The sequence below is a fragment of the Pseudoalteromonas sp. T1lg23B genome, from assembly GCF_002964665.1.
In the GTDB taxonomy this organism is placed as follows: Bacteria; Pseudomonadota; Gammaproteobacteria; order Enterobacterales; family Alteromonadaceae; genus Pseudoalteromonas.
This window is the reverse complement of the sequence record NZ_PQBZ01000034.1, coordinates 947235-968196: the sequence shown is the minus strand read 5'-3', so window position 1 is coordinate 968196 and position 20962 is coordinate 947235. Positions and strand designations below refer to the sequence as shown.

Below are 20962 nucleotides of genomic sequence, written 5' to 3'. Positions count from 1 at the left end.
AAGGAGAGGCTAATGTCAACGCCTTCTGTGCCTCAGATCAGCCTTGAGCAGGCAAAGCAGCTTGTTGCTTACTTAGAACAAGGTGAACAAGAAAAAGCAGATCAATTAATTTTGGACGCTGCCAATAAAGAGCAATCCGAGTTGTTTGCTGAGGTGGGTAAATTAACTCGCCAATTGCATGAATCTTTGAAAAATTTTGAACTCGACACGCGTCTTGCTGATTTGACGACTGAAGCCATTCCCGATGCTAAACAACGTTTAAACTATGTCATGGAAATGACAGAGAATGCCGCCAATAAAACCATGGACGCTGTTGAGGCGAGCCTTCCGTTGGCACAAGAACTAGCAGATGAACTGTCAAGTATTAAACCAACTTGGGACCGCCTTATGCGGCGTGACATTCAGCTAGGAGAGTTTAAGTCTTTATGTCACGATTTAGACAGGTTTATGCAGGGGTCACAAACACGTACTGATGAATTACAAAGTTTGATGACAAATGTATTAATGGCTCAAGACTATCAAGATTTGACAGGGCAAGTTATTCGTCGGGTTATAGAGCTAGTTAGAGAAGTCGAAGATAGCCTAATTAATTTATTAACCGTTTTTGGCACTACGGATGAGCTACCGAGCAAGAAGAAAAAGTCTGAGGCTCAGGTTGCTGCGAAAAGTGAGGTTGATATTGACGTAAATGAAATTTCAGGGCCAGAGGGTCCGATTATTGATGCTGAAACCCGGGATGATGTTGTTTCAGGTCAAGATGAAGTGGACGATTTACTGTCAAGTTTAGGCTTCTAATAGGAGAGTATGCATGAGCTTTGAAGTCGATGAAGATATCTTACAAGACTTTCTCGTTGAAGCTGGAGAGATCCTTGAGTTACTGTCTGAGCAGCTCGTAGAGTTAGAAAACAACCCTGAAGATAAAGAGTTGCTCAATGCAATTTTCCGAGGTTTTCATACGGTCAAAGGTGGTGCAGGGTTTTTGAGCATGACCGAACTGGTCGATGCCTGTCATGGCGCGGAGAACGTGTTTGATGTGCTACGCCAGGGGCAACGCAAAGTTACATCTGAATTAATGGATGTTATTTTGCAATCACTTGATACGATTAATGAAATGTTTGCTCACATTCAGAATCGTGAACAACCAGAACCAGCCGACCCTGCGCTACTTGAAACGCTTCATCAACTTAGCAAACCGCAAACAGAAGACGAAGCTATCGATACTCCACAAGACGAAGAAGTCGTTGTCGAGCAGCCTCCCGAAGAAGAGATGGGAGCTGACGATGTTTTCTTCGACCTTGACGCATCGGGCCCAGAAACAGGGCAAGATGATGGCAGTATCGACGAAATAACCGAAGATGAATTCGAAAGCTTGCTAGATGAATTACATGGTGCAGGCAATGGTCCTGCAAAAGCTAGTCAATCTGCTGCCAGTAGTGAATCTGATAGTGATGGCGATATTACCGATGATGAATTTGACAGCTTGCTAGACGAGTTACATGGTGTTGGTAGTTTTGGCACAATTAATAAGTCACAAGAGACGGCCCCAGTAGAATCAAGCAAAAAGGAAACTCAATCATCAAGCAGTAGTGATGATGAGATTGATGATGACGAGTTTGAAGCGTTATTAGATGAGCTTCATGGCAAAGGGACAGCACCGCGTTCGGTTGAAAACACACCTGCTACTACGGCTAAAGTTGATAAACCAAAGGAACCACAGAAGCCTGTAGAACCTGTGAAGCCCGAGGTTGCTAAGCCAGCAGCCGCTGCAAAAGCGGCACCCGCTCCAGCGCCTGAGAGTAAAACAGCAGCTGCACCTGCGGCAGCGAAGAAAGCGCCAGCAGCTCAAGCTGAGACCACAGTTCGTGTTGATACTAAACGGTTAGATCAAATAATGAATATGGTGGGCGAATTAGTATTAGTCCGGAACCGCTTGGTGAGTTTGGCAAATAATACCAACAGTGAAGCGATGGGTAAGGCTATCTCAAATTTAGATGTGGTGACCGCCGACTTGCAAGGCGCTGTGATGAAAACACGCATGCAGCCCATCAAAAAAGTATTTGGTCGCTTCCCGAGAGTTGTTAGGGACTTAGCCAGAAGCCTGAAAAAAGATATTAATCTAGTGTTGGAAGGTGAAGAGACCGACTTAGATAAAAACTTAGTAGAAGCACTAGCCGATCCGCTTGTTCACCTTGTGCGTAATTCAGTTGACCACGGTATTGAAATGCCAAGTGTGCGAGAAGCCGCAGGAAAAGCACGCACAGGTACAGTGACGCTGTCAGCATCGCAAGAGGGTGATCATATCTTGCTGACCATTCGCGATGATGGTGCTGGTATGGACCCTGAAAAGCTGAAAAAGATCGCGATTAGTAAAGGTGTTATCGACTCAGATCAAGCGAGTAGATTGTCTGATACCGAGGCATACAATTTAATCTTTGCACCTGGCTTTTCGACCAAAGAAGAAATATCGGATATTTCTGGTCGTGGAGTGGGGATGGATGTAGTGAAAACTAAGATCACCCAGCTAAACGGTTCAGTCAATATTCAATCTGAGTTGGGTGTAGGTACAATTTTAGAAATAAAAGTACCGTTAACCTTAGCGATACTGCCTACACTAATGGTCATTGTAGGAGAGCAGACCTTTGCGTTACCTCTTGCTGGCGTTAGTGAGATTTTCCATTTAGACCTAACTAAGACCAACATTGTAGATGGACAACTAACGATTATCGTGCGTGAAAAAGCAATTCCACTGTTTTATTTGGAGCATTGGTTAGTTAAAGGTGCAGATAAGAGCACTCGTAAAGCACACGGTCACGTGGTGATAGTGCAAATCGGAACTAAGCAGGTTGGATTTGTCGTAGACTCATTGATAGGTCAAGAAGAGGTTGTTATTAAACCTTTGGATGCGCTATTGCAGGGTACGCCAGGTATGGCTGGGGCGACAATTACCTCGGATGGTGGTATTGCTTTGATCTTAGATGTGCCGAATATGCTGAAGCATTATGCGGGCAAGTAGAGTTTCTAAGTAAGAGTTAGACACAGTGGTGCCTTGCGCACCACTTTTTAGATCTGAATATTTAATGAGCGTGCCAATGGCAGTTAAAGTGTTAGTAGTTGATGACTCAAGTTTCTTTCGCCGTAGAGTAAGCGAAATTCTTGAGCTAGATAGTGATATTAAGGTGATTGATTTTGCTGTTAATGGCAAAGAGGCTGTTGAAAAAGCAGCACAATTGAAACCTGACGTTATCACTATGGATGTTGAAATGCCGGTCTTGGATGGTATTAGTGCTGTGAAACAGATTATGGCTTCTAATCCTACGCCAATTCTCATGTTTTCATCTTTAACCAGAGAGGGAGCGAGCGCTACTCTGGATGCTTTAGACGCAGGCGCCTTGGATTTCTTACCAAAGAAGTTTGAAGATATTGCTCGCAACAGCGATGAAGCCATTAAGTCTTTACAGAGTAAAGTAAAAGAAATTGGCCGTCGTCGCTTACCACGATTTGTGAGCCCGTTTGCAGCAAGACAGGCTAGTCGCCCTACCCCAAGCCAAGACCTTGGCACTAATACGAGAGTTAGCCAGCCTGATAGAACGTTTCAGCGTACCGCGCCAGTCAGTGGCTCTAGCGCTTCATTCAAGGCATCAGGCAAAAAATATCAAATTGTTGCGATTGGTACATCAACGGGTGGTCCAGTTGCGTTGCAAACCATTTTGACACAGTTGCCGAGTAACTTTCCCCATCCAATTTTGCTTATACAACACATGCCTGCTGCGTTTACTCCTGCATTTGCCAGCCGTTTGAACAGTTTGTGCAAAATCAGGGTAAAAGAAGCACAGCAGGGAGACCGTTTAGAACCGGGAGTTGCCTATTTAGCGCCCGGTGGCCAGCAAATGATGGTTGAAGCAAGAGGGGCAAGTAAGACACTTCGAGTGTTTGAAGATGATAGTCCACGTATCACCTATAAGCCAAGTGTGGATGTTACATTTGCAAGTGCCGCTAAGGCTTATCAAGGGGATGTATTAGCTATCGTATTAACAGGCATGGGAGCGGATGGCCGTGATGGCGCTCGTATGCTCAAGCAAGCAGGTGCTACTATTTGGGCTCAAGACGAAAAAACCTGTGTTGTTTATGGGATGCCACAAGCCGTTGCGAATGCAGGTCTAGCATCTGAGCATATTGCTTTGCCAGAGGTTGCGGCAAAGCTCAACAAAGAGGTTGGGTGTTAGCTGCAGGTGCCAGTAAGCAAATAACAACAAGAATAAGCGCACAACTTGGAGAATGCATTAGCTCGTGAAGATCTGGACAGTAGCAAACCAAAAAGGGGGAGTAGGGAAAACGACCACAACAGTGAGCTTGGGGGGAATTTTAGCACTCCAAGGTAAACGTGTGTTGTTGATAGATACAGATCCACATGCGTCTTTGACCTACTATTTTGGTATCGACTCTGAAGAGTTAGAGATTAGCGTTTATGATATTTTTGCTCGTGGTAGTGCCATGCAAAGTGAAGAGATCTTGCAAGCATTGTGCCCCTCAACGATAGAAAACCTGGATATATTGCCAGCTACTATGGCTATAGCCACTTTAGATAGAAGTATGGGAAATCGAGCTGGAATGGGTTTGGTACTCAAAAAAGCGCTAGAAAAAGTTAAAGACCATTACGACTATGCAATTATCGATTGTCCACCTGTACTTGGTGTACTTATGGTTAATGCGTTGGCTGCCAGTGAACGGATTTTAATCCCAGTACAGACTGAATTTCTTGCTCTGAAAGGGTTGGACCGAATGATGCGAACCATGGAATTAATGCAAAGTTCGCAATCCAAGAAATATCAATATACCATAGTGCCAACAATGTATGACAAACGGACGAAAGCCTCGTTGGAGGCCTACAAAACCCTATTAGCCAATTACAAAGAGTATGTTTGGCCTGGAGTGGTTCCGGTGGATACAAAGTTTAGAGATGCAAGTTTAGCTCAACAGGTCCCCGTTTCTTATTGTCCAAAATCTCGGGGAGTGTTTGCTTATCGGGCCTTACTTGATTATTTATTGCAGGTTAAATAGAGGTAGTAATGAGTAAACACTTGTTTGCTAATGAAAAAGTTATGAAGCAATATTTAGGGGCGCTTCTCAGTGAAGAAGAACCTGAAGACAGCTCATTGCTGCCTGTAGCCAAATTACTTGAACAGGTTCCATTGGCATCAGAAGCTGAAGAGCAAGTTCAAGTCGAGCAGCTTAAAAGTGAACCGTTAATTGAAGCAAAAATACCACCCGATGCGGCACAGGAAATCCCTGAAGAACAAACGAAAGATCTTGAGATAACAGAAAATAATACTATTATCAAAGAATCGACTGAAACAAAAAATCAACCAGTTAGCGCTAAAGAAGCGTACGGTGAGCAAGAGTTTCAGGCACTATTTTTTGAAGTCGCAGGGCTTACCTTGGCTGTGCCATTAAAATCACTAGGTGGTATCCATCAGCTAGGAGAAGTAAATCAGTTGTTTGGTAAGCCTAAGTGGTTTAAAGGCGTGATGTTAAATCGTGATGAAAAACTTAATGTAGTTGATACAGCGCGTTGGGTAATGCCAGAAAAGTATACGGCAGAGTTGGAAGAGAGCTTAGATTATCAGTATTTAATCACATTGGGTGATAGCCCATGGGGATTATTAGCTGAAAATTTGGTAAACAATATTACATTGCGGCCAGATGATGTGAAATGGCGCACAGGCAATGGTAAAAGACCATGGCTGGCAGGCGTAATCAAAGAAAAAATGTGCGCGTTGATTGATGTAGAGAATTTAAACCGCTTGCTTGAGCAAGGCCTCGATAGTCGAGAGCAGTAAACAAGATCTTTTTGGAGTTAAACCATGAGCCAAGATAGACTACTTTCCGCAGACAAAAATGCCGATAGTAATGATGAAGTTCTTCAATGGGTGACCTATAAACTCGAGGATGAAACATACGGCATTAATGTGATGCAGGTACAGGAAGTATTGCGCTATACAGAAATTGCTCCTGTTCCTGGTGCACCAGCGTACGTGCTAGGTATTATTAATCTACGTGGTAATGTTGTAACGGTTATAGATACTAGAGCACGTTTTGGATTGGTCAGCGCTGAGGTTACAGACAACTCTCGTATCGTAATCATAGAAGCAGAAAAGCAAGTTATCGGTATTTTGGTCGACAGCGTTGCTGAAGTAGTCTATTTACGAAGTTCAGAGATTGACAGTGCGCCTAATATTGGAACTGAAGAGAGTGCTAAGTTCATTCAGGGTGTCTCTAACCGCGAAGGTGAGCTTCTTATTCTGGTCGATTTAAATAAACTACTCAGTGATGATGAGTGGGACGAGTTGAGTCATTTGTAAACTGTGGAAGTAGTAAATAATAACCTCGTATTACTTATATTGATCGCCTCAAGCTTACTCACTTTTGTATGCTTGGGGTTGGTTTTTATGTTGAGCAAACGTTTGGGAGGCAGTCATCAGCAAGTCTTGTCTCTGAGGCAGAAAATAAAAGACAATCATGATCAAACTGCTATTTTGCGTAGCGAAATAACGGAAGTACGCAGCAGTTTAATGAGTATTGGTAAACGTTTAGTTGCGTGCGAGAACTATGCAAAGGAACTGGCTCAGCAACAGGCTGTACAAAAATATGATGATCCTGATGCAAAAATCTACTCTCGTGCAGTTAAGATGATTGAATTGGGTGCCGATTTGGAAGAAATCATGCGTGAGTGTGAAATCCCTCGAGCGGAAGCTGAGCTGTTAATGTCACTGCATCAAAAATCTTGATTAAGCCTTAATATCCAGTTTATTACTAAAACCTTTCCATCCTGGTGGAAACTTTCCTCGTAATACATATGAAAAAGCAATGAGCTCGGCAATGACATAGTAGAGCTCTTTGGGTATTTCCTGATGCAAGTCGAGTTGTTCCAAGGTTTTCGCCAGTTCAGCATCCTCGTGGATCATGATCCCTTTTTCCTTGGCGAGGGCGATGATCTCTTCGGCAAGCTCACCAAAGCCTTTACAAGCTACATGTGGTGAACTGCCTGCTTCATACAGCAAACCTATCGCTGTTTTTTGTTCCATACTGACTCCTAAACTTTAATATTAACGATAGCATGTTGTTCGTAAAAGGTATGCGTTTGCTGTGCATCTTCACTAAGCGTAATCTCATTCACCTGTAAACCATGTGAGCAAAGCTTTCGTCGCAAAGCATCTAAATGTGGCTCCGCCAACGAACATACCTGCTGAGTGTTGGCAACCAATTGACAATCGAGCGCTTTATCCATCAGCTCTGCTTGAGCACTCAGTTTGCCTAGGTGGGCATAATCAAAATTAAGACGCACAAACCATACGGTTTTTTCTGGCATTTTTGCTTTTGCTGGCTTTTTATATTTTCCTATTTGGAGCTCGGTTTGTTTACATTCGCTTGGTAGTTTCATGGGCATAAAAAGGCTGAGTAACAACTGAGTTTCACTATCTACCTTTTGACTAGTTGGTGTGATTTGTACGCTATTGGTTAGCGTGTTTTGGACCTGAGCTAAATCACTGAGTAACGTGTTATTCAACTGCTGTAAATGAGGAAGTACCTGCTTTGTCGCAATGCTCTTTGCATTAGGTAATATGGTTTCCAGCAATGCTCCAAGACGCTGAGTTTGGTCTATATTTTCGGGCAAAGACTGCGGTGCAGTTGCACGAGGTGATGCAAGCATTGTCACCAATAGCTTATCTAGAGCCTGTGTAAAGCTGTTAGTCGGTAATGAGGTTGGTGGGTGTTTACTAACCAACCCTGGGACAAGGCTATTTAGTTCAGCCATAACATGATTAGCTGAAATATTATTCGCATCAATCATACGGCTGAATGCTTGATGGACTAGTTTGGTCATATCCACTGACTGTGGATCTTTGTATTGACTCAGCTGCGCTATCTTTTCGGTTGCTAGTTGGCTATTAAGCATCGATACGGTTTGCTTTGGTGTCTGAGCAACTAACTTTAAGAGCGGCTCCAGCAACTTACGCTCTATGGGATGGCTAGCCTGATAGTCTCCCCTTGGCATGGGCAAGAGTGTGCTAACATTCGAGCTTGCCGTAGTTTTCAGCGGCGTTTTTAGCATTTCGGTGATGACGCTACGTTGTTCAGCTTTTATGGTTTCGTTATCTAGTGATTGAGTTGCTGAACTTAAAGATAAGGTATTCTTGTCTGACGTTTGGTTAGTTGCTTTAGGTGAGCTCGGATGGCCGCTTAGGTTATTACCTTTCTGACTCCCTGCATCTGCTGGGTTTTGCAACACGTTTTTTATTTGCGCAAACAGCTTTACTAGCGGCGGCAGAGCATCGGTTGATGGTGAAACTGACAGAAGCGGTGCCATTGCAAATTTTGGCAAACTACTAATTTGGCTCGGCAGCATGCTAGGAATGGGGGTACCTTGTCCTGTTTTCGCCGTGTTGTTCGTTGCTAACTGCTTAAATGGTTTAGATAGCCATTGCGAAAGTGCTTGTTCGACAGCCTTTTTTATATCGTTAATGGTGATATTAATCAGAGGCTTGTTATAACCTAGGTTGAGATTGCTCGATACTGTTTCAAGGCTCTGTGTTGGTGCGATGTGGGGGCTGACTTGAGCAAACTTACCTTTTATGGGTTGTTTTAAATCCAAATGTTGTAGGTCACTGAGCGCTTTAATTTGTACGCCCATGGTCGTGGCTTTTAATTGTGCTTGTTGCCACTGTGCAGTACCGATAGGTTGTGGGCTTTGTAAATTGCTCAGTGGTAGGGTGAGCGCTTTGAGCGAGGGAGCGAATTTCACTTGTAATGCATGTTTATCAACCAGCAGAAGTAGGCTTTTCCCCAAAGTAGCCAGCTGCTCGGACACTTTCTGCTTCGCTAGTACGCTGGAGAAAAGCTGGTCGGCAAACCCATTTGTAAGTTTTAACTGAATTTTATGGTCGTTTGCTTGTAACTGCGCAATGAGTTTGTGCTCTTGAGTTAGGATCTTTGCAAGGGATGGATCCAAAGCAAGCTTTAGGTCGAGCTTGTCCAATACAAGCTGCGGATTATTACCGCCAGTGACATGCGCACTGGTTTTTAAACTGGACTCAGGCGTGCCACTTTTCATCAAAGTTAATAGAGACAAAAGCTGGTTAGCTGCTTTAATATTGACGGTTTGTTCTGGCGACTTGATAGTGAGGGATTGGCCATTTTCACCTAAGGTGATCACTGCTTCGTTTAAGCGCAGAGGGGGTTGGTTATTATCTTTTACGGCCAGTCGAATCGTTTGCCAGCGACCATCAATTTCAACCTCCATCTGCAGCGCATCAGGTTTAATTAACACATTTCGCGCAACAAACTGGCTGGCTTGTTTAGAGAGGTCAATATTTGCACGCCCTTCGTTTAAAGCTGAGCTTGTATCAGGTGTGTTCGAATATTGAATAGAAATCGGTGGCTTATTCATTATTTTAAATCAAATTTTCGCTAATCGGTCGCAACGCGTTATTCGTATTACCATACCATTATGGTAGACTAACGCCCAATTTTGGGTAATGAGAATAACCAATTTGCTAGAGATTAAATCTGTTACTTGTACTAAACAAGAACGCTGTCTGTTTGAATCGTTAAGCTTCTCGTTAGAAGCAGGGCAGATCATGCAAATTGAGGGCCCAAATGGCGCAGGTAAAACGTCATTATTACGGATCATCTCTGGGTTTGCACGTCCTGATGAAGGGGAAATTCATTTTCAAGGTCAGTCTATTAGCAACAACTATGATGAGTTTGCAGCGCAATTACTTTTTATCGGCCACAAAACGGGTGTGAATGGCCAACTAACGGCCTATGAAAATGTTTGTCACTGGCTGCGTGTTCATGGCTGTGGTGTGGACGAGCGTGCTTACGATTTGCTATCCCTGTTAGGACTGGTTGGCTTAGAAGATGTGCCAGTGAGAACACTATCAGCAGGTCAGCAAAGGCGTGTTGCGTTAGTGAGACTATGGCTTAATAACGCTAAACTGTGGATACTGGATGAGCCTTTTACAGCGCTCGATAAGAAGGGCGTAAAGCTGCTACAGACACGTTTTTGTGAACATCTGGCTCAGGGAGGCGCGATTTTACTCACCACCCACCAAGATTTAACAACCCATTTTGCGGCACTCAAAACCCTCGTATTGGAGTATCAATTTTGACGGCCCAGCATTCTTATTGGCAACTATTTATTAGCGTCTACAGTAAAGATGTGACGTTAGCGTTTCGCCAGCGCTCGGAAATTGTTAACCCTCTGCTATTCTTCCTCATCGTGATCACATTATTTCCTCTTGCGATTGGTCCTGAGCCCGCTCTGTTGAAAAGAATGGCACCAGGCATTATTTGGGTAGCGGCTTTGTTATCGACCATGTTAGGGTTAGATAAATTGTTTAGGGATGATTACAACGATGGCTCACTGGAGCAGCTCATAGCATCTCCTTATCCACTTTCTCTGTCAGTACTGGCAAAAGTATCTGCCCACTGGACTATCACGGGTTTGCCCATGGTACTGATGGCGCCCATGTTTGCTCTGTTGATGAATTTAGAATCCCAGGCTCTTGGTGCAACTGTATTAACCTTACTGATTGGTACGCCTTTATTGAGTTTCATTGGCGCAATAGGTGCAGCACTGACAGTAGGATTACAAAAAGGTGGAATATTAATGAGTTTGTTGGTTTTACCCTTGTATATTCCCGTACTGATTTTTGCGACGTCTGCCATCGATACCAGTAGTATGTCTTTAGACTATGGCGGTCAACTCGCAATCCTAGGTGCCATGTTAGCCGTTGCTAGCGTTTGTGCACCTATCGCAATATCTTCAGCTTTAAAAGTGAGTGTTAGTTAACATGTGGAAATGGTTACATCCCTATGCAAAAGCAGAGCGTGCATATCAATTATGTAATACGCTAATGCCATATTTTGCGGTGATTACCGTAGTATGTTTGACGGTCGGTTGGGTATGGGGTCTTGCCTATGCTCCGGCGGATTACCAACAAAAAGATAGTTATCGCATTATTTTTATCCATGTTCCCTCGGCAATATTGTCAATGGGTGCATATTCTTCTATGGCGATAGCCGCAATAGTTGCTCTTGTGTGGCAAATCCGTAATGCTGAGTTGGCGGTGATATCTATTGCTCCGGTAGGGGCCGCTATGACGGCGATAGCATTAATCACTGGCGCTGCTTGGGGCAAACCCATGTGGGGCGCTTGGTGGGTTTGGGATGCTCGTTTGACATCCGAGCTCATATTACTGTTTTTATATTTAGGCGTATTATCTTTATACCACGCGTTTGAAGATAAAAAGTCAGCAGGACGCGCCGCCTGTATTTTAGCCGTTGTTGGTGTGATTAACCTACCAATTATTCACTTTTCAGTGGAATGGTGGAATACCTTGCACCAAGGGGCCACCATAACCAAATTTGATACATCCGCGATAGATTCATCAATGCTGTGGCCATTATTAATCAACATCGCCGCATTTGCAGGGGTTGTTGGTGTCGTGACGTTGATCCGTTTGAAGAATGAAATCTTACAATGTGAGAGGCACCGCCCATGGGTGCGAGAACTAGTCAGTCGAGGTGAGTGATGCAATTTGAATCATTGAATGAATTTCTGGCTATGGGAGGCTACGGTTTTTATGTGTGGTTGTCCTTTGGTAGCTGTGCTGCGATTCTTCTGACGCTGTTTGTGAGCTCATTAAGAGACGGTAGCAGGTTGCGCAATGAAGTTCGTGCGCAAATAAAACGTGAAGAACGCATTAAGAAAGCCAAGCAGCAGGAGCAAGTATGAACCCGAGACGCAAAAAACGTTTACTCGCCGTGGTGGCAATTATTTTTGGGGTTGGCTCAGCGATAGGGCTAATGCTGTATGCGTTACAAGAAAATATTAACTTGTTTTACACGCCCACAGAACTAATTGAAGGCAAAGGTGAAAACAAAGAAAAGCCCTTTATCGGCCAAAAACTACGAATTGGTGGTATGGTCGTGCCGGGGTCAGTCGTTCGAGATGAAAGCAGTCTCGATGTTAGTTTTAAGCTGATGGATACGGGGCCAACGGTCACGATTCGCTATGAAGGAATTTTACCTGACTTGTTCAGAGAGGGTCAGGGGATCGTAGCACAGGGAACTTTGGTTGAACCCGATGTGATTGAAGCGTTTGAAGTGTTGGCGAAACACGATGAAGAGTACATGCCACCAGAAGTAGCAGAAGCGCTAAAAGGCATTAAACATGAGAAGCCAAAGTACAACTTAAATAACGAGAATTAATATGATCCCAGAGATAGGTTATTTTGCGTTAGTGCTGGCTATGGCACTAAGTCTATTGTTGTGCATTTTCCCATTATGGGGCGCTCATACAGGCAATCTGAGATTAATGCGTGCTGCGCCTTCTTTGGCGGTTGGTCAATGTGTGTTTGTTTTGTTTTCGTTCGCGATTTTAATCTACATCACGCTAACGGATGATTTTACAGTGGCGTATGTTGCGCACCATTCAAGTAGCACTTTACCGTGGTATTACAAAGTAACGTCAACTTGGGGCGGACATGAAGGCGCCATCTTATTGTGGTTGGTGATGCAGTCCTCATGGACAGCGTTAGTTGCACTCATGTCTAGGTCAATACCTTGGGTATTGCGTGCCCGAGTTCTGGGGGTTTTAGGCTTCCTAGGCGTAGGTTTTATGCTTTATACCTTGTGGATGTCGAGTCCGTTTGAGCGCTTGTTGCCATACTACCCAGTGGAAGGCAGAGATCTTAACCCGCTGTTGCAAGACCCAGGTATGATAATCCATCCACCATTGCTTTATATGGGATATGTAGGATTATCAGTTTCTTTCTCATTTGCTATTGCAGCTTTATTGACTGGTAAATTAGATAATACTTGGGCGAAATGGTCTCGACCTTGGACCATGGTAGCGTGGGGCTTTTTGACTTTAGGAATAACCATTGGTAGTTGGTGGGCATACTCAGAACTCGGCTGGGGTGGCTGGTGGTTCTGGGATCCTGTAGAAAACGCTTCATTGATGCCATGGTTGGTGGCGACAGCTTTACTCCATTCACTAGCTGTGACTGAAAAACGTGGTGTGTTTAAATCTTGGACCGTGTTATTGGCAATAACTGCCTTTAGCTTGTGTTTGCTAGGCACGTTCATTGTTCGTTCCGGAATTATTGTTTCTGTTCACGCATTCGCGACCGACCCTGACCGTGGATTGTATATCTTACTGTTTCTAGCCGTTGTAGTTGGTGGCAGTTTAGCGCTCTATGCGGCGCGAGTTTCACAGGTGAAAAGTGAAGGGCGTTATCAGTTCTTCTCCCGAGAAGTTGCTCTATGGATCAACAATATATTTTTAGTGGTAGCAACTTTGGTGGTGTTTTTAGGCACCTTACTGCCGATGATCCATAAAGAACTGGGCTTGGGCTCAATCTCTATCGGGGTGCCATTTTTCAATCAAATGTTTGCAATCTTAGTGGTGCCGTTTGCTTTATTACTCGGCATTGCACCTATGTTACGTTGGAAGCAAAACAAACTATCTGTGCTGGTTAAAAAGTGGTTGGTTATTTTAGTCGCAACACTTGTTATCAGCGCAGCTTGGCTATTTGGCAGCTTTGATAACGTGACGCCATTGACGTTTGTGGCAACGGCGCTGGCTGTGTGGATTGTGTTAGCAACAGCAGTGGATTTTGCACAAAAAGTATCAGCACAAGAAAGTCTCACTGAAGGATTAAAACGTCTTGGTCTGAGTTATTGGGCCATGGTATCAGGCCATATTGGCATTGCGTTTGTTATTGCAGGGGTAACATTGACATCTGCATATTCAGTAGAGCGTTCAGTGCGAATGCAGCCAGGTGACACCGCTACGCTGAATGAGTATGTATATCGTTTTGAAGGCGTCAAAGAGATTGTTGGGCCTAATTACAGTGGTCATGCGGGGGTTGTAACGGTATTAAAAAACAATGAGCAAGTTACTCAGCTGCACGCTGAAAAGCGTTTATATACCATAGGTATGCAGTTTATGACCGAAGCAGCCATTGATGACGGTTTCTTCAGAGACCTGTACCTTGCGCTTGGCGAACAATTTGAGGGGGGGGCTTGGTCTTTGCGAATCTACCACAAACCCTATGTACGTTGGATGTGGCTGGGTGGCCTACTCATCGCTTTCGCTGGGTTTATTGTGTTGGCAGATAAACGCTATAGAAGAAACGCAGCACCGAACAATAAACAAGAGGTACAGCAATGAATCGCAAGTTATTAGGGCTCGTGCCGTTTCTAATTTTCATTTTATTGTGTGTGTTTTTATATCAAGGGTTATTTGGTAATCCACGGGAACTACAAACTGGTCGCTTAGGGCAAACCATGCCGAGCTTTACCTTGCCTGACCTCATGGACGATACCAAACAATGGCAAGACGGTGACCTACTTGGGGAAGTGTACTTGCTTAATGTATGGGGAACTTGGTGCCCAACCTGTATTGCAGAGCTAAGTTATCTCACTGAGTTACGCGAACAGGGGGTACGTATTATCGGTTTGTATTATGAACAGGCATATGACCCTGATTTTGGTGATCAGTTTGATATTAATAAATTACGCTCAGAAGTCAGTACTATGCTTGCTAGAACGGGTAACCCGTACCAGTTTAATATTCTTGATTTAGAGCGCACCTTAGCGTTGGACTTAGGGGTTTCGGGGGCTCCTGAAACTTTTTTGGTTGATAAGCAGGGTAAAATCTTACTTCATCATACCGGTGATATAAATCAACGCGTATGGCGTGTTAAGTTTGCGCCTAAGCTGATGGAGCTGACGCAATGAGATTCGTGATTATTTTTTTTCTAATGGTATGCGGTAGTGCAATTGCTACACAAGATAAATATGAATTTGCTAATGCGGAGCGTGAGAGCACCTTTCGCGAGCTAACACATGAGCTGCGCTGCCCTAAATGTCAAAACCAAAACATCGCTGATTCTGATGCTATTGTTGCTAAAGACCTAAGAGATAAAGTATTGGCTTTAGTGAATGAAGGTAAGAGCAAAGATGAGGTGATTGATTACATGATAGACAGATATGGCTATTTTGTTCATTACCAACCACCAGTCACACCCGCTACCATCGTATTATGGGTACTGCCCATCTTGATTGTTGTCGTGGGCTTTGGCTTTATCGTTTTTAGGCAGAAGAAGGCGTCAGGTAAACAGACATGGAGTGAGCAAGACGAACAACTGCTGAACAAGTTAATTAAACAATATCAGCGTAGGGAGCAGTAATCGTGGACGCAATTATGCAAATGTGGGTGATGTTTGCGTTACTCACTCTATTAGCAATTCTGTTTGTAGTTGTTCCATTCATCCGCCGAGAAAAAGTGCTGACGGTTGACAATCAGGCGAATGCTGAGCGTATTGATATCTATCATCAACGCCTTAATGAGCTAAACGCTGAACTGAGCAATCAACGCATTGAACATGACGCTTATCAAGAGTCGGTGCTTGAACTTAAACGCAGGCTACTCAATGAGCTGTCGCCTGAACAGCAACTTCGCAGCCGCGGTAACAACCGTATCTTTGCCTTAACGGGTTTGCTGTTCACCATTACGGTAAGCGGTGTGTTTTATCATTTTACAGGCAGTCAGCAGCAGATAGCTAATTGGTATGATGCTATAGAAAAGCTGCCAGAATACGGTGAGCGAGCCGTGTTGCAACAAGGCCAAAGGCTCAGTGCAAATGAGTTACAGGCCTTTGCATTAGGCTTGCGTACTAAGCTGGCTCACAGCGGTGATGACGCAGTGGCATGGATGTTGTTGGGTCGTATCGCTATGTCGTTAAACGACTATGAAATGGCCAAACAAGCATTCGACAAAGCGTTGAAAATGGAACCTAACAATAGCAATATTCTGGTCAACTACAGTCAAGTACTGTTGGTTGAAGGGTCTGAGTCAGGTATGAACAGAGCAGCGAGATTATTGGCCAAAGTACTGAGAAATGAACCAACTAATATTGATGCTATTTCTTTGTTGGCACTTATCGCCTACGAAAAGCAGGATTGGCGCGAAGCAAAAACGGCCTTTGAGGTACTGCTTGCTAGTATGAACAGTGACGATCCGCGATACTCGATGATTGAACAGCGTATTGTTGAAATTGAACAAAAAATTGCACCTCAGACCACAGTTTCGCCCGCGGCGCTACAGATTGAAGTATCACTAAATGCTCAGCTGATGGATCAACTGCCAAAGCAAGGAACTTTGTTCGTGTTTGCTAAAGCTGTAGATGGTCCGGCCATGCCGTTAGCCGTTGCGAAGCTTACAAATTTTAACTTGCCTTTACGTGTAACACTGGATGATAGTATGGCGATGATGCCGAGCTTGAAGCTTTCCAGTTATCAAAATGTAATCATCACCGCGCGCATTTCAACAGATGATAGTGTGATGCCACAAGCAGGAGAGTTGGAAGGGCAGAGTGAGGTTATATCATTGAGCAATGCGCTTGAGGTGATCCCAGTAGAGATTAACCGGATTATATCAAACACAGGAAATTAAATGTTTAAGCCTTTTTTAGCTGTTCTGACAGCTGTTGTGATTTCAGGGTGTAGTACGATCCCTGAAGAAAAACAGGACGAACGTGATCCATTGCAGTCACTCAATCGCCCTGTTTATGATTTTAATATGGACGTTTTGGATAAATATATTTTACGGCCTGTAACGGTCGGTTATGTTGCTGTAACCCCGCAGCCGGTGCGCAGTGGTATCGTTAATTTTACCACCAACTTACTTACTCCTACGGATGCAATTAATGCAGGCTTGCAGGGTAAACCTAGTAGTATGGGCGTCAATGCAGCACGCTTTTTGGTAAATTCGACCGTCGGTCTTTTTGGCTTGTTTGATGTGGCGAGTAGTCTAGGTCTTAAACATCAAGATGAAGACTTTGGACAAACGTTAGGAGTATGGGGACTCGGAGACGGTGCTTATATCATGCTACCTGCGATGGGGCCATCAACAGTTAGAAACCTCACTGGTGATATTGTTGATAATTATGTAATGCCAGAAATTGCGCTTACTACGCCACAGACAATCGCTGTATTCACACTTAAAGCCATAGAAGCAAGAGCATCGTTAATGGCACAAGAAAAGCTGTTAGAGGAGTCTTTAGACCCATACATTTTTGTTAAGGATGTATACTTTCAGCGTCAATTATATGAGCTATATGATGGAAATCCGCCGTTGAAAGAAGAGCCAACCGATTTCGATGAAGATTTCTTAGAAAATTTGTAATTTCAAGAAGTAACTTTGAGAAAGAAGATAGGCTGGCGACGGGCAGTGCCAGCCTATAGTGGGGAGAGTAGGCTCCCCCTAATCAGTCCTAGTGCAAAGCACCATTATTTTTACGATAAAAACCCAAATCATTGAGCTTTTCAACCAATAATACAGGATCGTCTATACGTGACGGTGTGTCCTCGTCTCGTAGAAAGTGGTCATTCGGTACATTGTGTAAATCAAGCATTTTATGAAATAGCACATTGCGAATTGCTAACGCTGTCATCCCGTTGTCTTGGATCTCGTCAAGTCGATTTTGCAGCTCGGAAAATGGCCCAGCTTTTACGTCATCAACGACAGCAGCAAAGTGATTTACCTGTTTAGTTTTAAGCATATTGGCCTTCTCCCAAAAAACATCCAATTGTTATGTTAGTCACGCACATCATATTTTTTGTGTTAAAAATAGATACTTACGTCCTCTTTGTTGAAAACAGTGTACTCTGTTTTTAGGGTAGATTACTAACTTCGATGTAAAGCTTTGTAAATCGAATAATGTACGATTTGAAATGATTAATTAGGAAGCAATAGACATCTAGAAGTAAGACATTGATGCGCAAATAAAAATAGTTCTCAGTACCTTTTGTGGTACTAAGAACATAGGATGGTATTAGGAAAATAAATTTTGTTTTACGTGTTCAGCAAAACCACTTCCAGCCTCAAGATAGAAGTTATAGGTTGAATTTACCCCCATATCTTCAAGTTCTTTTTGTTGGTCGGGGTAGTTCGCAATGGCGGTAACCTGGCCCTTAAAGCCAGACGCTTTTAATTGCTCCAATGCGTAAATATTTTGCATGTGTTTGGGCATTGCTAACATGACCATATCAACTTGGGAGTGGTTTACTCGTTGCCAAAAATCGGGGTCTGTCGCATCAGCTAGCAATACTCTCGTCCTCTTTGTACGTGCTTGTCGACCACTTCAGGTTTGATATCAATACCTGCTATTGAGCCTGGGTGGGTTGCTTCTATGGTTTCATAAGCACCCGTACCGATGCGGCCCATGCCAAAGATCACAATGCGAGTGTCGGCTAGATTGACGGGTAATTCTTCTTCAAGGCGCTTGCTGCTTTCAAACTTTAATAAAAAGGGCTCTAGTTTTACGTAGAAGCCATTTGCACGTTTGTTCAGAGGCGAGGCAATCACAAATGTAATAGATACGGCGATTGCGACAACAGCTAGCCAATCTGAAGCTATCGCCCCAGAGCTGGCGGCAACCGCACAAACGATCAGTCCAAACTCACTGTAGTTTGCAAGCGTAAAGGCGCTGAGCAAAGATGTACGAGCACGTAGTTTGAAAATATTGGTAAGTACGTAATAAAGACATACTTTTACCGGCAAGACCAAGGTCAACAAACAGGCAATAAGTAAAGCATCAAAACTCATATTGGCATTGAGACCAATGTTGAGGAAGAAACCTACTAACAAAACGTCTTTGAGATTCATCAAGGACTTTGATAACTCACCAGCTTTTTTGTGTGGAGCGAACAGCATTCCAATGATCAAAGCCCCAAGGTCTCCTTTTAAACCCGCAAATTCAAAGGCGTGGTAACCAACCACCAACGCAAAGAAAAAACCAAACAAAGGGAGTAATTCACCGTGTTTAGAGCGATTTAACACCCAGAACATAATCGGTCTGAATACTGGCAGGCACAATAGTAATACCAATGCCCAGACATTTGGTGCTTTTCCAGTACTGATCGCTAAGAACACCACGGCGAAGATATCTTGCATAACCAAAATACCGATGGATATCTTACCGTGTAGACTCGCCATTTCACCGCGCTCTTCGAGTACTTTTACTGCGAACACTGTGCTTGAAAAGCTAAAGGCAAAGCCTACGAGTAAGGCGGTTGAAACACTCAAATCGGTAAATAGTGGCAGACTCATAGCGCCAAGTAGCAGCAACAGACTCGCGAAAAATGTACTGCTGAGCACAATATGTAGGGTTGCAGGTGCCCATACTTGTGCCTTGACGAGGTTGCCAATTTTGAGCTTTAAACCAATGCTAAATAGCAGTAAGGTTACACCTAAATCAGCGAGCTGAGTGAGTAGCTCTGTACTGCGATATCCCAGTAGATTTAAAATAAACCCAGCCATTAAGAAACCAATGAGCGGCGGCAGCTTTAACTGATATACAGAAAAGCCACAGGCGAACGCTGCGGCAAAAAACAAAAGTTCCATGGTGTGCCTATGTTAGTTCTATCTACCACCAGTGTACCAAAACTCTCTGATTTATAAATTGAAAAGTTCTTTTGAAAGCAGATAACTCAGATCTTTTTTATAGAATTCTTGAATAATATAAAAGAACCCATAAATTTTCGCTGACAATATCCTGCAAATGTGGTTAAGATGCGATAAGGGAACATTCTCACAGGAGAAGTAATGTTTAAAAAGATCCTCGCATCTGTTGGTATAGGTGCGGCAAAAGTAGATACGGTATTAGAAACAGAGCACTTGCATCCTGGCCAAAAATTTCAAGCAAGAATCATCATTGAAGGTGGTGATGTGAGTCAGGAAATTAATGGCTTAGAAATGGCGTTAATGACCAAAGTAAAAGTCGAAAATGACGATGGTCATTACTTTGCAAATCATGTAATAGAAAAGTGGAAGATAGGCGAGCGGTTTGAGGTTTCGGCAAACGAGAGAAAGATCATACCATTTGAAGCTCGTTTACACTCAGAGACACCGCTTACCGAGCTTAACGCTGGATATAACCACAGCCATGTATGGCTGGAAACGGGCCTTGATATTGACCTAGCACTAGATCCTACGGATCGAGATGCACTTCATATATACCCCAATGATGCGATAAAGACTTGCATGATGGCAATGGAAAAACTCGGCTTTGGACTTGTGAAAGCCGATGTTGAACAAGGGTATTTGCGAGCGAGTAACTTTCACACTGTTTCTGGATGTTATCAAGAGCTCGAGTACCGTCCTCAACGTCAATCGATGTTTGGTATCCAAGAAGTTGAATTGTCATTCGTTCCTGAAGCTCACAAGACTCATGTGTTGATTGAACTTGATAGAGCATTTCGCGGTGATGGATATGTAGACTTGACGATAGAGCATGACCAAGTAAATTTGTCACAGTTGTGTGATCAGCTAGAGCGCCTATTTGCTTAGCAAAAGTGGGTGTAAGTTATAGAGCCCAGCATTGCTGGGCTTTTTTGTTATTTGGAGTGAAACTAATGCATTGGCAGGTAAATACCTTTTCACAACTTGATATAAACACCTTGTTTGGTTTACTTAAGGCCCGCGTCGACGTTTTTGTGGTCGAACAACAGTGTGCCTATCCTGAATTGGATGAGATAGATAGACAACCAGAAACCTTCCATGTAATGGCTTATGATGGAGAATCCCTGTGCGCCTATGCGCGGGTATACAGAAAGTCATACCACGAATGCGCAATAGGGCGCGTATTAGTAATGCCCAATGCGCGAGGTAAAGGTTTGGCTAGCCCCTTGATGGAAAAAGCACTAGAGGTATGCAATACACATTTTAATGGGAATGATGTAGTGCTCAGCGCACAGACATACTTGTTGAAATTTTATCAATCTTTAGGATTTGTAAATGAAGGTGATGAATACTTAGAAGATGGTATACCGCACCAAGATATGAGATTAAATTCGGCGCTCAAATAATGTGAACCTACCGCAGCTTGTG

General features: G+C 43.6%; 22 protein-coding genes and 1 pseudogene. 19 read left to right on the top strand and 4 right to left on the bottom strand.

What is annotated here, in order from left to right; all coding sequences use genetic code 11:
* Positions 1-12 precede the first annotated feature (12 nt).
* From C2M32_RS12800 to C2M32_RS12770, 7 genes are all read left to right on the top strand, one after another.
* Positions 13-795 carry a protein phosphatase CheZ gene (locus C2M32_RS12800; RefSeq protein ID WP_105168759.1) on the top strand — a complete coding sequence of 261 codons (783 nt, stop codon included), beginning with the start codon at positions 13-15 and terminating at the stop codon, positions 793-795.
* A gap of 13 nt (positions 796-808) precedes the next feature.
* Complete coding sequence (locus C2M32_RS12795; RefSeq protein ID WP_105168758.1) at positions 809-3013, top strand: chemotaxis protein CheA; 2205 nt, start codon at positions 809-811, stop codon at positions 3011-3013.
* 76 nt (positions 3014-3089) lie between these two features.
* Positions 3090-4223, top strand: a complete 1134-nt coding sequence (locus C2M32_RS12790; protein WP_105168757.1) for a protein-glutamate methylesterase/protein-glutamine glutaminase — start codon at positions 3090-3092, stop codon at positions 4221-4223.
* Between the two features lie 64 nt (positions 4224-4287).
* Complete coding sequence (locus C2M32_RS12785; RefSeq protein WP_105168756.1) at positions 4288-5058, top strand: ParA family protein; 771 nt, start codon at positions 4288-4290, stop codon at positions 5056-5058.
* Positions 5059-5066: 8 nt separating this feature from the next.
* Positions 5067-5837, top strand: coding sequence for a chemotaxis protein CheW (locus tag C2M32_RS12780; protein WP_105168755.1), 771 nt, complete (start codon positions 5067-5069; stop codon positions 5835-5837).
* 24 nt (positions 5838-5861) lie between these two features.
* Positions 5862-6359, top strand: coding sequence for a chemotaxis protein CheW (locus C2M32_RS12775; RefSeq protein ID WP_070984558.1), 498 nt, complete (start codon positions 5862-5864; stop codon positions 6357-6359).
* 3 nt (positions 6360-6362) lie between these two features.
* Positions 6363-6785 carry a DUF2802 domain-containing protein gene (locus C2M32_RS12770; protein WP_442792707.1) on the top strand — a complete coding sequence of 141 codons (423 nt, stop codon included), beginning with the start codon at positions 6363-6365 and terminating at the stop codon, positions 6783-6785.
* Here C2M32_RS12770 and C2M32_RS12765 read toward each other — a convergent pair whose 3' ends face one another.
* The gene (locus C2M32_RS12765; RefSeq protein ID WP_070991401.1) at positions 6786-7082 is read right to left on the bottom strand and encodes an EscU/YscU/HrcU family type III secretion system export apparatus switch protein; all 297 of its coding nucleotides are present in this window, start codon (positions 7080-7082) and stop codon (positions 6786-6788) included.
* An 8-nt stretch (positions 7083-7090) separates the two neighbouring features.
* On the bottom strand, positions 7091-9445 hold the full coding sequence (gene fliK, locus C2M32_RS12760) for a flagellar hook-length control protein FliK (RefSeq protein ID WP_105168753.1): 2355 nt from the start codon (positions 9443-9445) through the stop codon (positions 7091-7093).
* 88 nt (positions 9446-9533) lie between these two features.
* Here fliK and ccmA point away from each other — a divergent pair, with 88 nt between their 5' ends.
* Genes ccmA through C2M32_RS12710 form a run of 10 tightly spaced genes read left to right on the top strand, consistent with a single transcriptional unit; the run spans position 9534 to position 17257 of the window.
* Positions 9534-10169: a cytochrome c biogenesis heme-transporting ATPase CcmA gene (gene ccmA, locus C2M32_RS12755; RefSeq protein ID WP_442792706.1), complete on the top strand. Its 636-nt coding sequence runs from the start codon at positions 9534-9536 to the stop codon at positions 10167-10169.
* Positions 10166-10852 (top strand): heme exporter protein CcmB, encoded by a 687-nt coding sequence (gene ccmB, locus C2M32_RS12750; protein WP_105168752.1) that lies wholly within the window; start codon positions 10166-10168, stop codon positions 10850-10852. Before ccmA ends, ccmB begins: the two co-directional genes overlap by 4 nt.
* Position 10853: 1 nt before the next feature.
* Positions 10854-11594 (top strand): heme ABC transporter permease, encoded by a 741-nt coding sequence (locus tag C2M32_RS12745; protein WP_105168751.1) that lies wholly within the window; start codon positions 10854-10856, stop codon positions 11592-11594.
* Positions 11594-11797: a heme exporter protein CcmD gene (ccmD, locus tag C2M32_RS12740; RefSeq protein ID WP_105168750.1), complete on the top strand. Its 204-nt coding sequence runs from the start codon at positions 11594-11596 to the stop codon at positions 11795-11797. Before C2M32_RS12745 ends, ccmD begins: the two co-directional genes overlap by 1 nt.
* Positions 11794-12273 (top strand): cytochrome c maturation protein CcmE, encoded by a 480-nt coding sequence (gene ccmE, locus C2M32_RS12735; RefSeq protein ID WP_105168749.1) that lies wholly within the window; start codon positions 11794-11796, stop codon positions 12271-12273. The genes ccmD and ccmE overlap by 4 nt, the downstream gene beginning before the upstream one ends.
* Position 12274: 1 nt before the next feature.
* The gene (locus C2M32_RS12730) at positions 12275-14239 is read left to right on the top strand and encodes a heme lyase CcmF/NrfE family subunit (protein ID WP_105168748.1); all 1965 of its coding nucleotides are present in this window, start codon (positions 12275-12277) and stop codon (positions 14237-14239) included.
* On the top strand, positions 14236-14808 hold the full coding sequence (locus C2M32_RS12725) for a redoxin family protein (protein ID WP_105168747.1): 573 nt from the start codon (positions 14236-14238) through the stop codon (positions 14806-14808). Before C2M32_RS12730 ends, C2M32_RS12725 begins: the two co-directional genes overlap by 4 nt.
* Positions 14805-15260 (top strand): cytochrome c-type biogenesis protein, encoded by a 456-nt coding sequence (locus C2M32_RS12720; protein ID WP_105168746.1) that lies wholly within the window; start codon positions 14805-14807, stop codon positions 15258-15260. The genes C2M32_RS12725 and C2M32_RS12720 overlap by 4 nt, the downstream gene beginning before the upstream one ends.
* A gap of 11 nt (positions 15261-15271) precedes the next feature.
* Positions 15272-16525 (top strand): c-type cytochrome biogenesis protein CcmI, encoded by a 1254-nt coding sequence (gene ccmI, locus C2M32_RS12715; protein ID WP_199886169.1) that lies wholly within the window; start codon positions 15272-15274, stop codon positions 16523-16525.
* Positions 16526-17257, top strand: a complete 732-nt coding sequence (locus C2M32_RS12710; protein ID WP_105168745.1) for an MlaA family lipoprotein — start codon at positions 16526-16528, stop codon at positions 17255-17257.
* A gap of 88 nt (positions 17258-17345) precedes the next feature.
* Here the strand turns inward: C2M32_RS12710 and C2M32_RS12705 are convergent, their stop codons facing one another.
* Both C2M32_RS12705 and C2M32_RS12700 read right to left on the bottom strand, forming a co-directional pair.
* Positions 17346-17633 carry a hypothetical protein gene (locus C2M32_RS12705; RefSeq protein WP_105168744.1) on the bottom strand — a complete coding sequence of 96 codons (288 nt, stop codon included), beginning with the start codon at positions 17631-17633 and terminating at the stop codon, positions 17346-17348.
* A 273-nt stretch (positions 17634-17906) separates the two neighbouring features.
* A pseudogene (locus C2M32_RS12700) lies at positions 17907-19477 on the bottom strand (cation:proton antiporter domain-containing protein).
* A gap of 201 nt (positions 19478-19678) precedes the next feature.
* Between C2M32_RS12700 and C2M32_RS12695 the strand changes: the two are divergent.
* Positions 19679-20422 carry a sporulation protein gene (locus C2M32_RS12695; RefSeq protein WP_105168743.1) on the top strand — a complete coding sequence of 248 codons (744 nt, stop codon included), beginning with the start codon at positions 19679-19681 and terminating at the stop codon, positions 20420-20422.
* A gap of 65 nt (positions 20423-20487) precedes the next feature.
* Positions 20488-20940 carry a GNAT family N-acetyltransferase gene (locus tag C2M32_RS12690; RefSeq protein ID WP_105168742.1) on the top strand — a complete coding sequence of 151 codons (453 nt, stop codon included), beginning with the start codon at positions 20488-20490 and terminating at the stop codon, positions 20938-20940.
* Positions 20941-20962 lie beyond the last annotated feature (22 nt).

Coding starts and splice junctions, on each gene's coding strand:
- C2M32_RS12725 (WP_105168747.1), top strand. CDS start 14,236: ATGAATCGCAAGTTATTAGGGCTCGTGCCGTTTCTAATTTTCATTTTA.
- C2M32_RS12780 (WP_105168755.1), top strand. CDS start 5,067: ATGAGTAAACACTTGTTTGCTAATGAAAAAGTTATGAAGCAATATTTA.
- C2M32_RS12745 (WP_105168751.1), top strand. CDS start 10,854: ATGTGGAAATGGTTACATCCCTATGCAAAAGCAGAGCGTGCATATCAA.
- C2M32_RS12795 (WP_105168758.1), top strand. CDS start 809: ATGAGCTTTGAAGTCGATGAAGATATCTTACAAGACTTTCTCGTTGAA.
- C2M32_RS12710 (WP_105168745.1), top strand. CDS start 16,526: ATGTTTAAGCCTTTTTTAGCTGTTCTGACAGCTGTTGTGATTTCAGGG.
- C2M32_RS12775 (WP_070984558.1), top strand. CDS start 5,862: ATGAGCCAAGATAGACTACTTTCCGCAGACAAAAATGCCGATAGTAAT.
- fliK (WP_105168753.1), bottom strand. CDS start 9,445: ATGAATAAGCCACCGATTTCTATTCAATATTCGAACACACCTGATACA.
- C2M32_RS12720 (WP_105168746.1), top strand. CDS start 14,805: ATGAGATTCGTGATTATTTTTTTTCTAATGGTATGCGGTAGTGCAATT.
- C2M32_RS12790 (WP_105168757.1), top strand. CDS start 3,090: ATGGCAGTTAAAGTGTTAGTAGTTGATGACTCAAGTTTCTTTCGCCGT.
- C2M32_RS12705 (WP_105168744.1), bottom strand. CDS start 17,633: ATGCTTAAAACTAAACAGGTAAATCACTTTGCTGCTGTCGTTGATGAC.
- C2M32_RS12730 (WP_105168748.1), top strand. CDS start 12,275: ATGATCCCAGAGATAGGTTATTTTGCGTTAGTGCTGGCTATGGCACTA.
- ccmE (WP_105168749.1), top strand. CDS start 11,794: ATGAACCCGAGACGCAAAAAACGTTTACTCGCCGTGGTGGCAATTATT.
- C2M32_RS12690 (WP_105168742.1), top strand. CDS start 20,488: ATGCATTGGCAGGTAAATACCTTTTCACAACTTGATATAAACACCTTG.
- C2M32_RS12695 (WP_105168743.1), top strand. CDS start 19,679: ATGTTTAAAAAGATCCTCGCATCTGTTGGTATAGGTGCGGCAAAAGTA.
- ccmD (WP_105168750.1), top strand. CDS start 11,594: ATGCAATTTGAATCATTGAATGAATTTCTGGCTATGGGAGGCTACGGT.
- C2M32_RS12765 (WP_070991401.1), bottom strand. CDS start 7,082: ATGGAACAAAAAACAGCGATAGGTTTGCTGTATGAAGCAGGCAGTTCA.
- C2M32_RS12800 (WP_105168759.1), top strand. CDS start 13: ATGTCAACGCCTTCTGTGCCTCAGATCAGCCTTGAGCAGGCAAAGCAG.
- ccmA (WP_442792706.1), top strand. CDS start 9,534: ATGAGAATAACCAATTTGCTAGAGATTAAATCTGTTACTTGTACTAAA.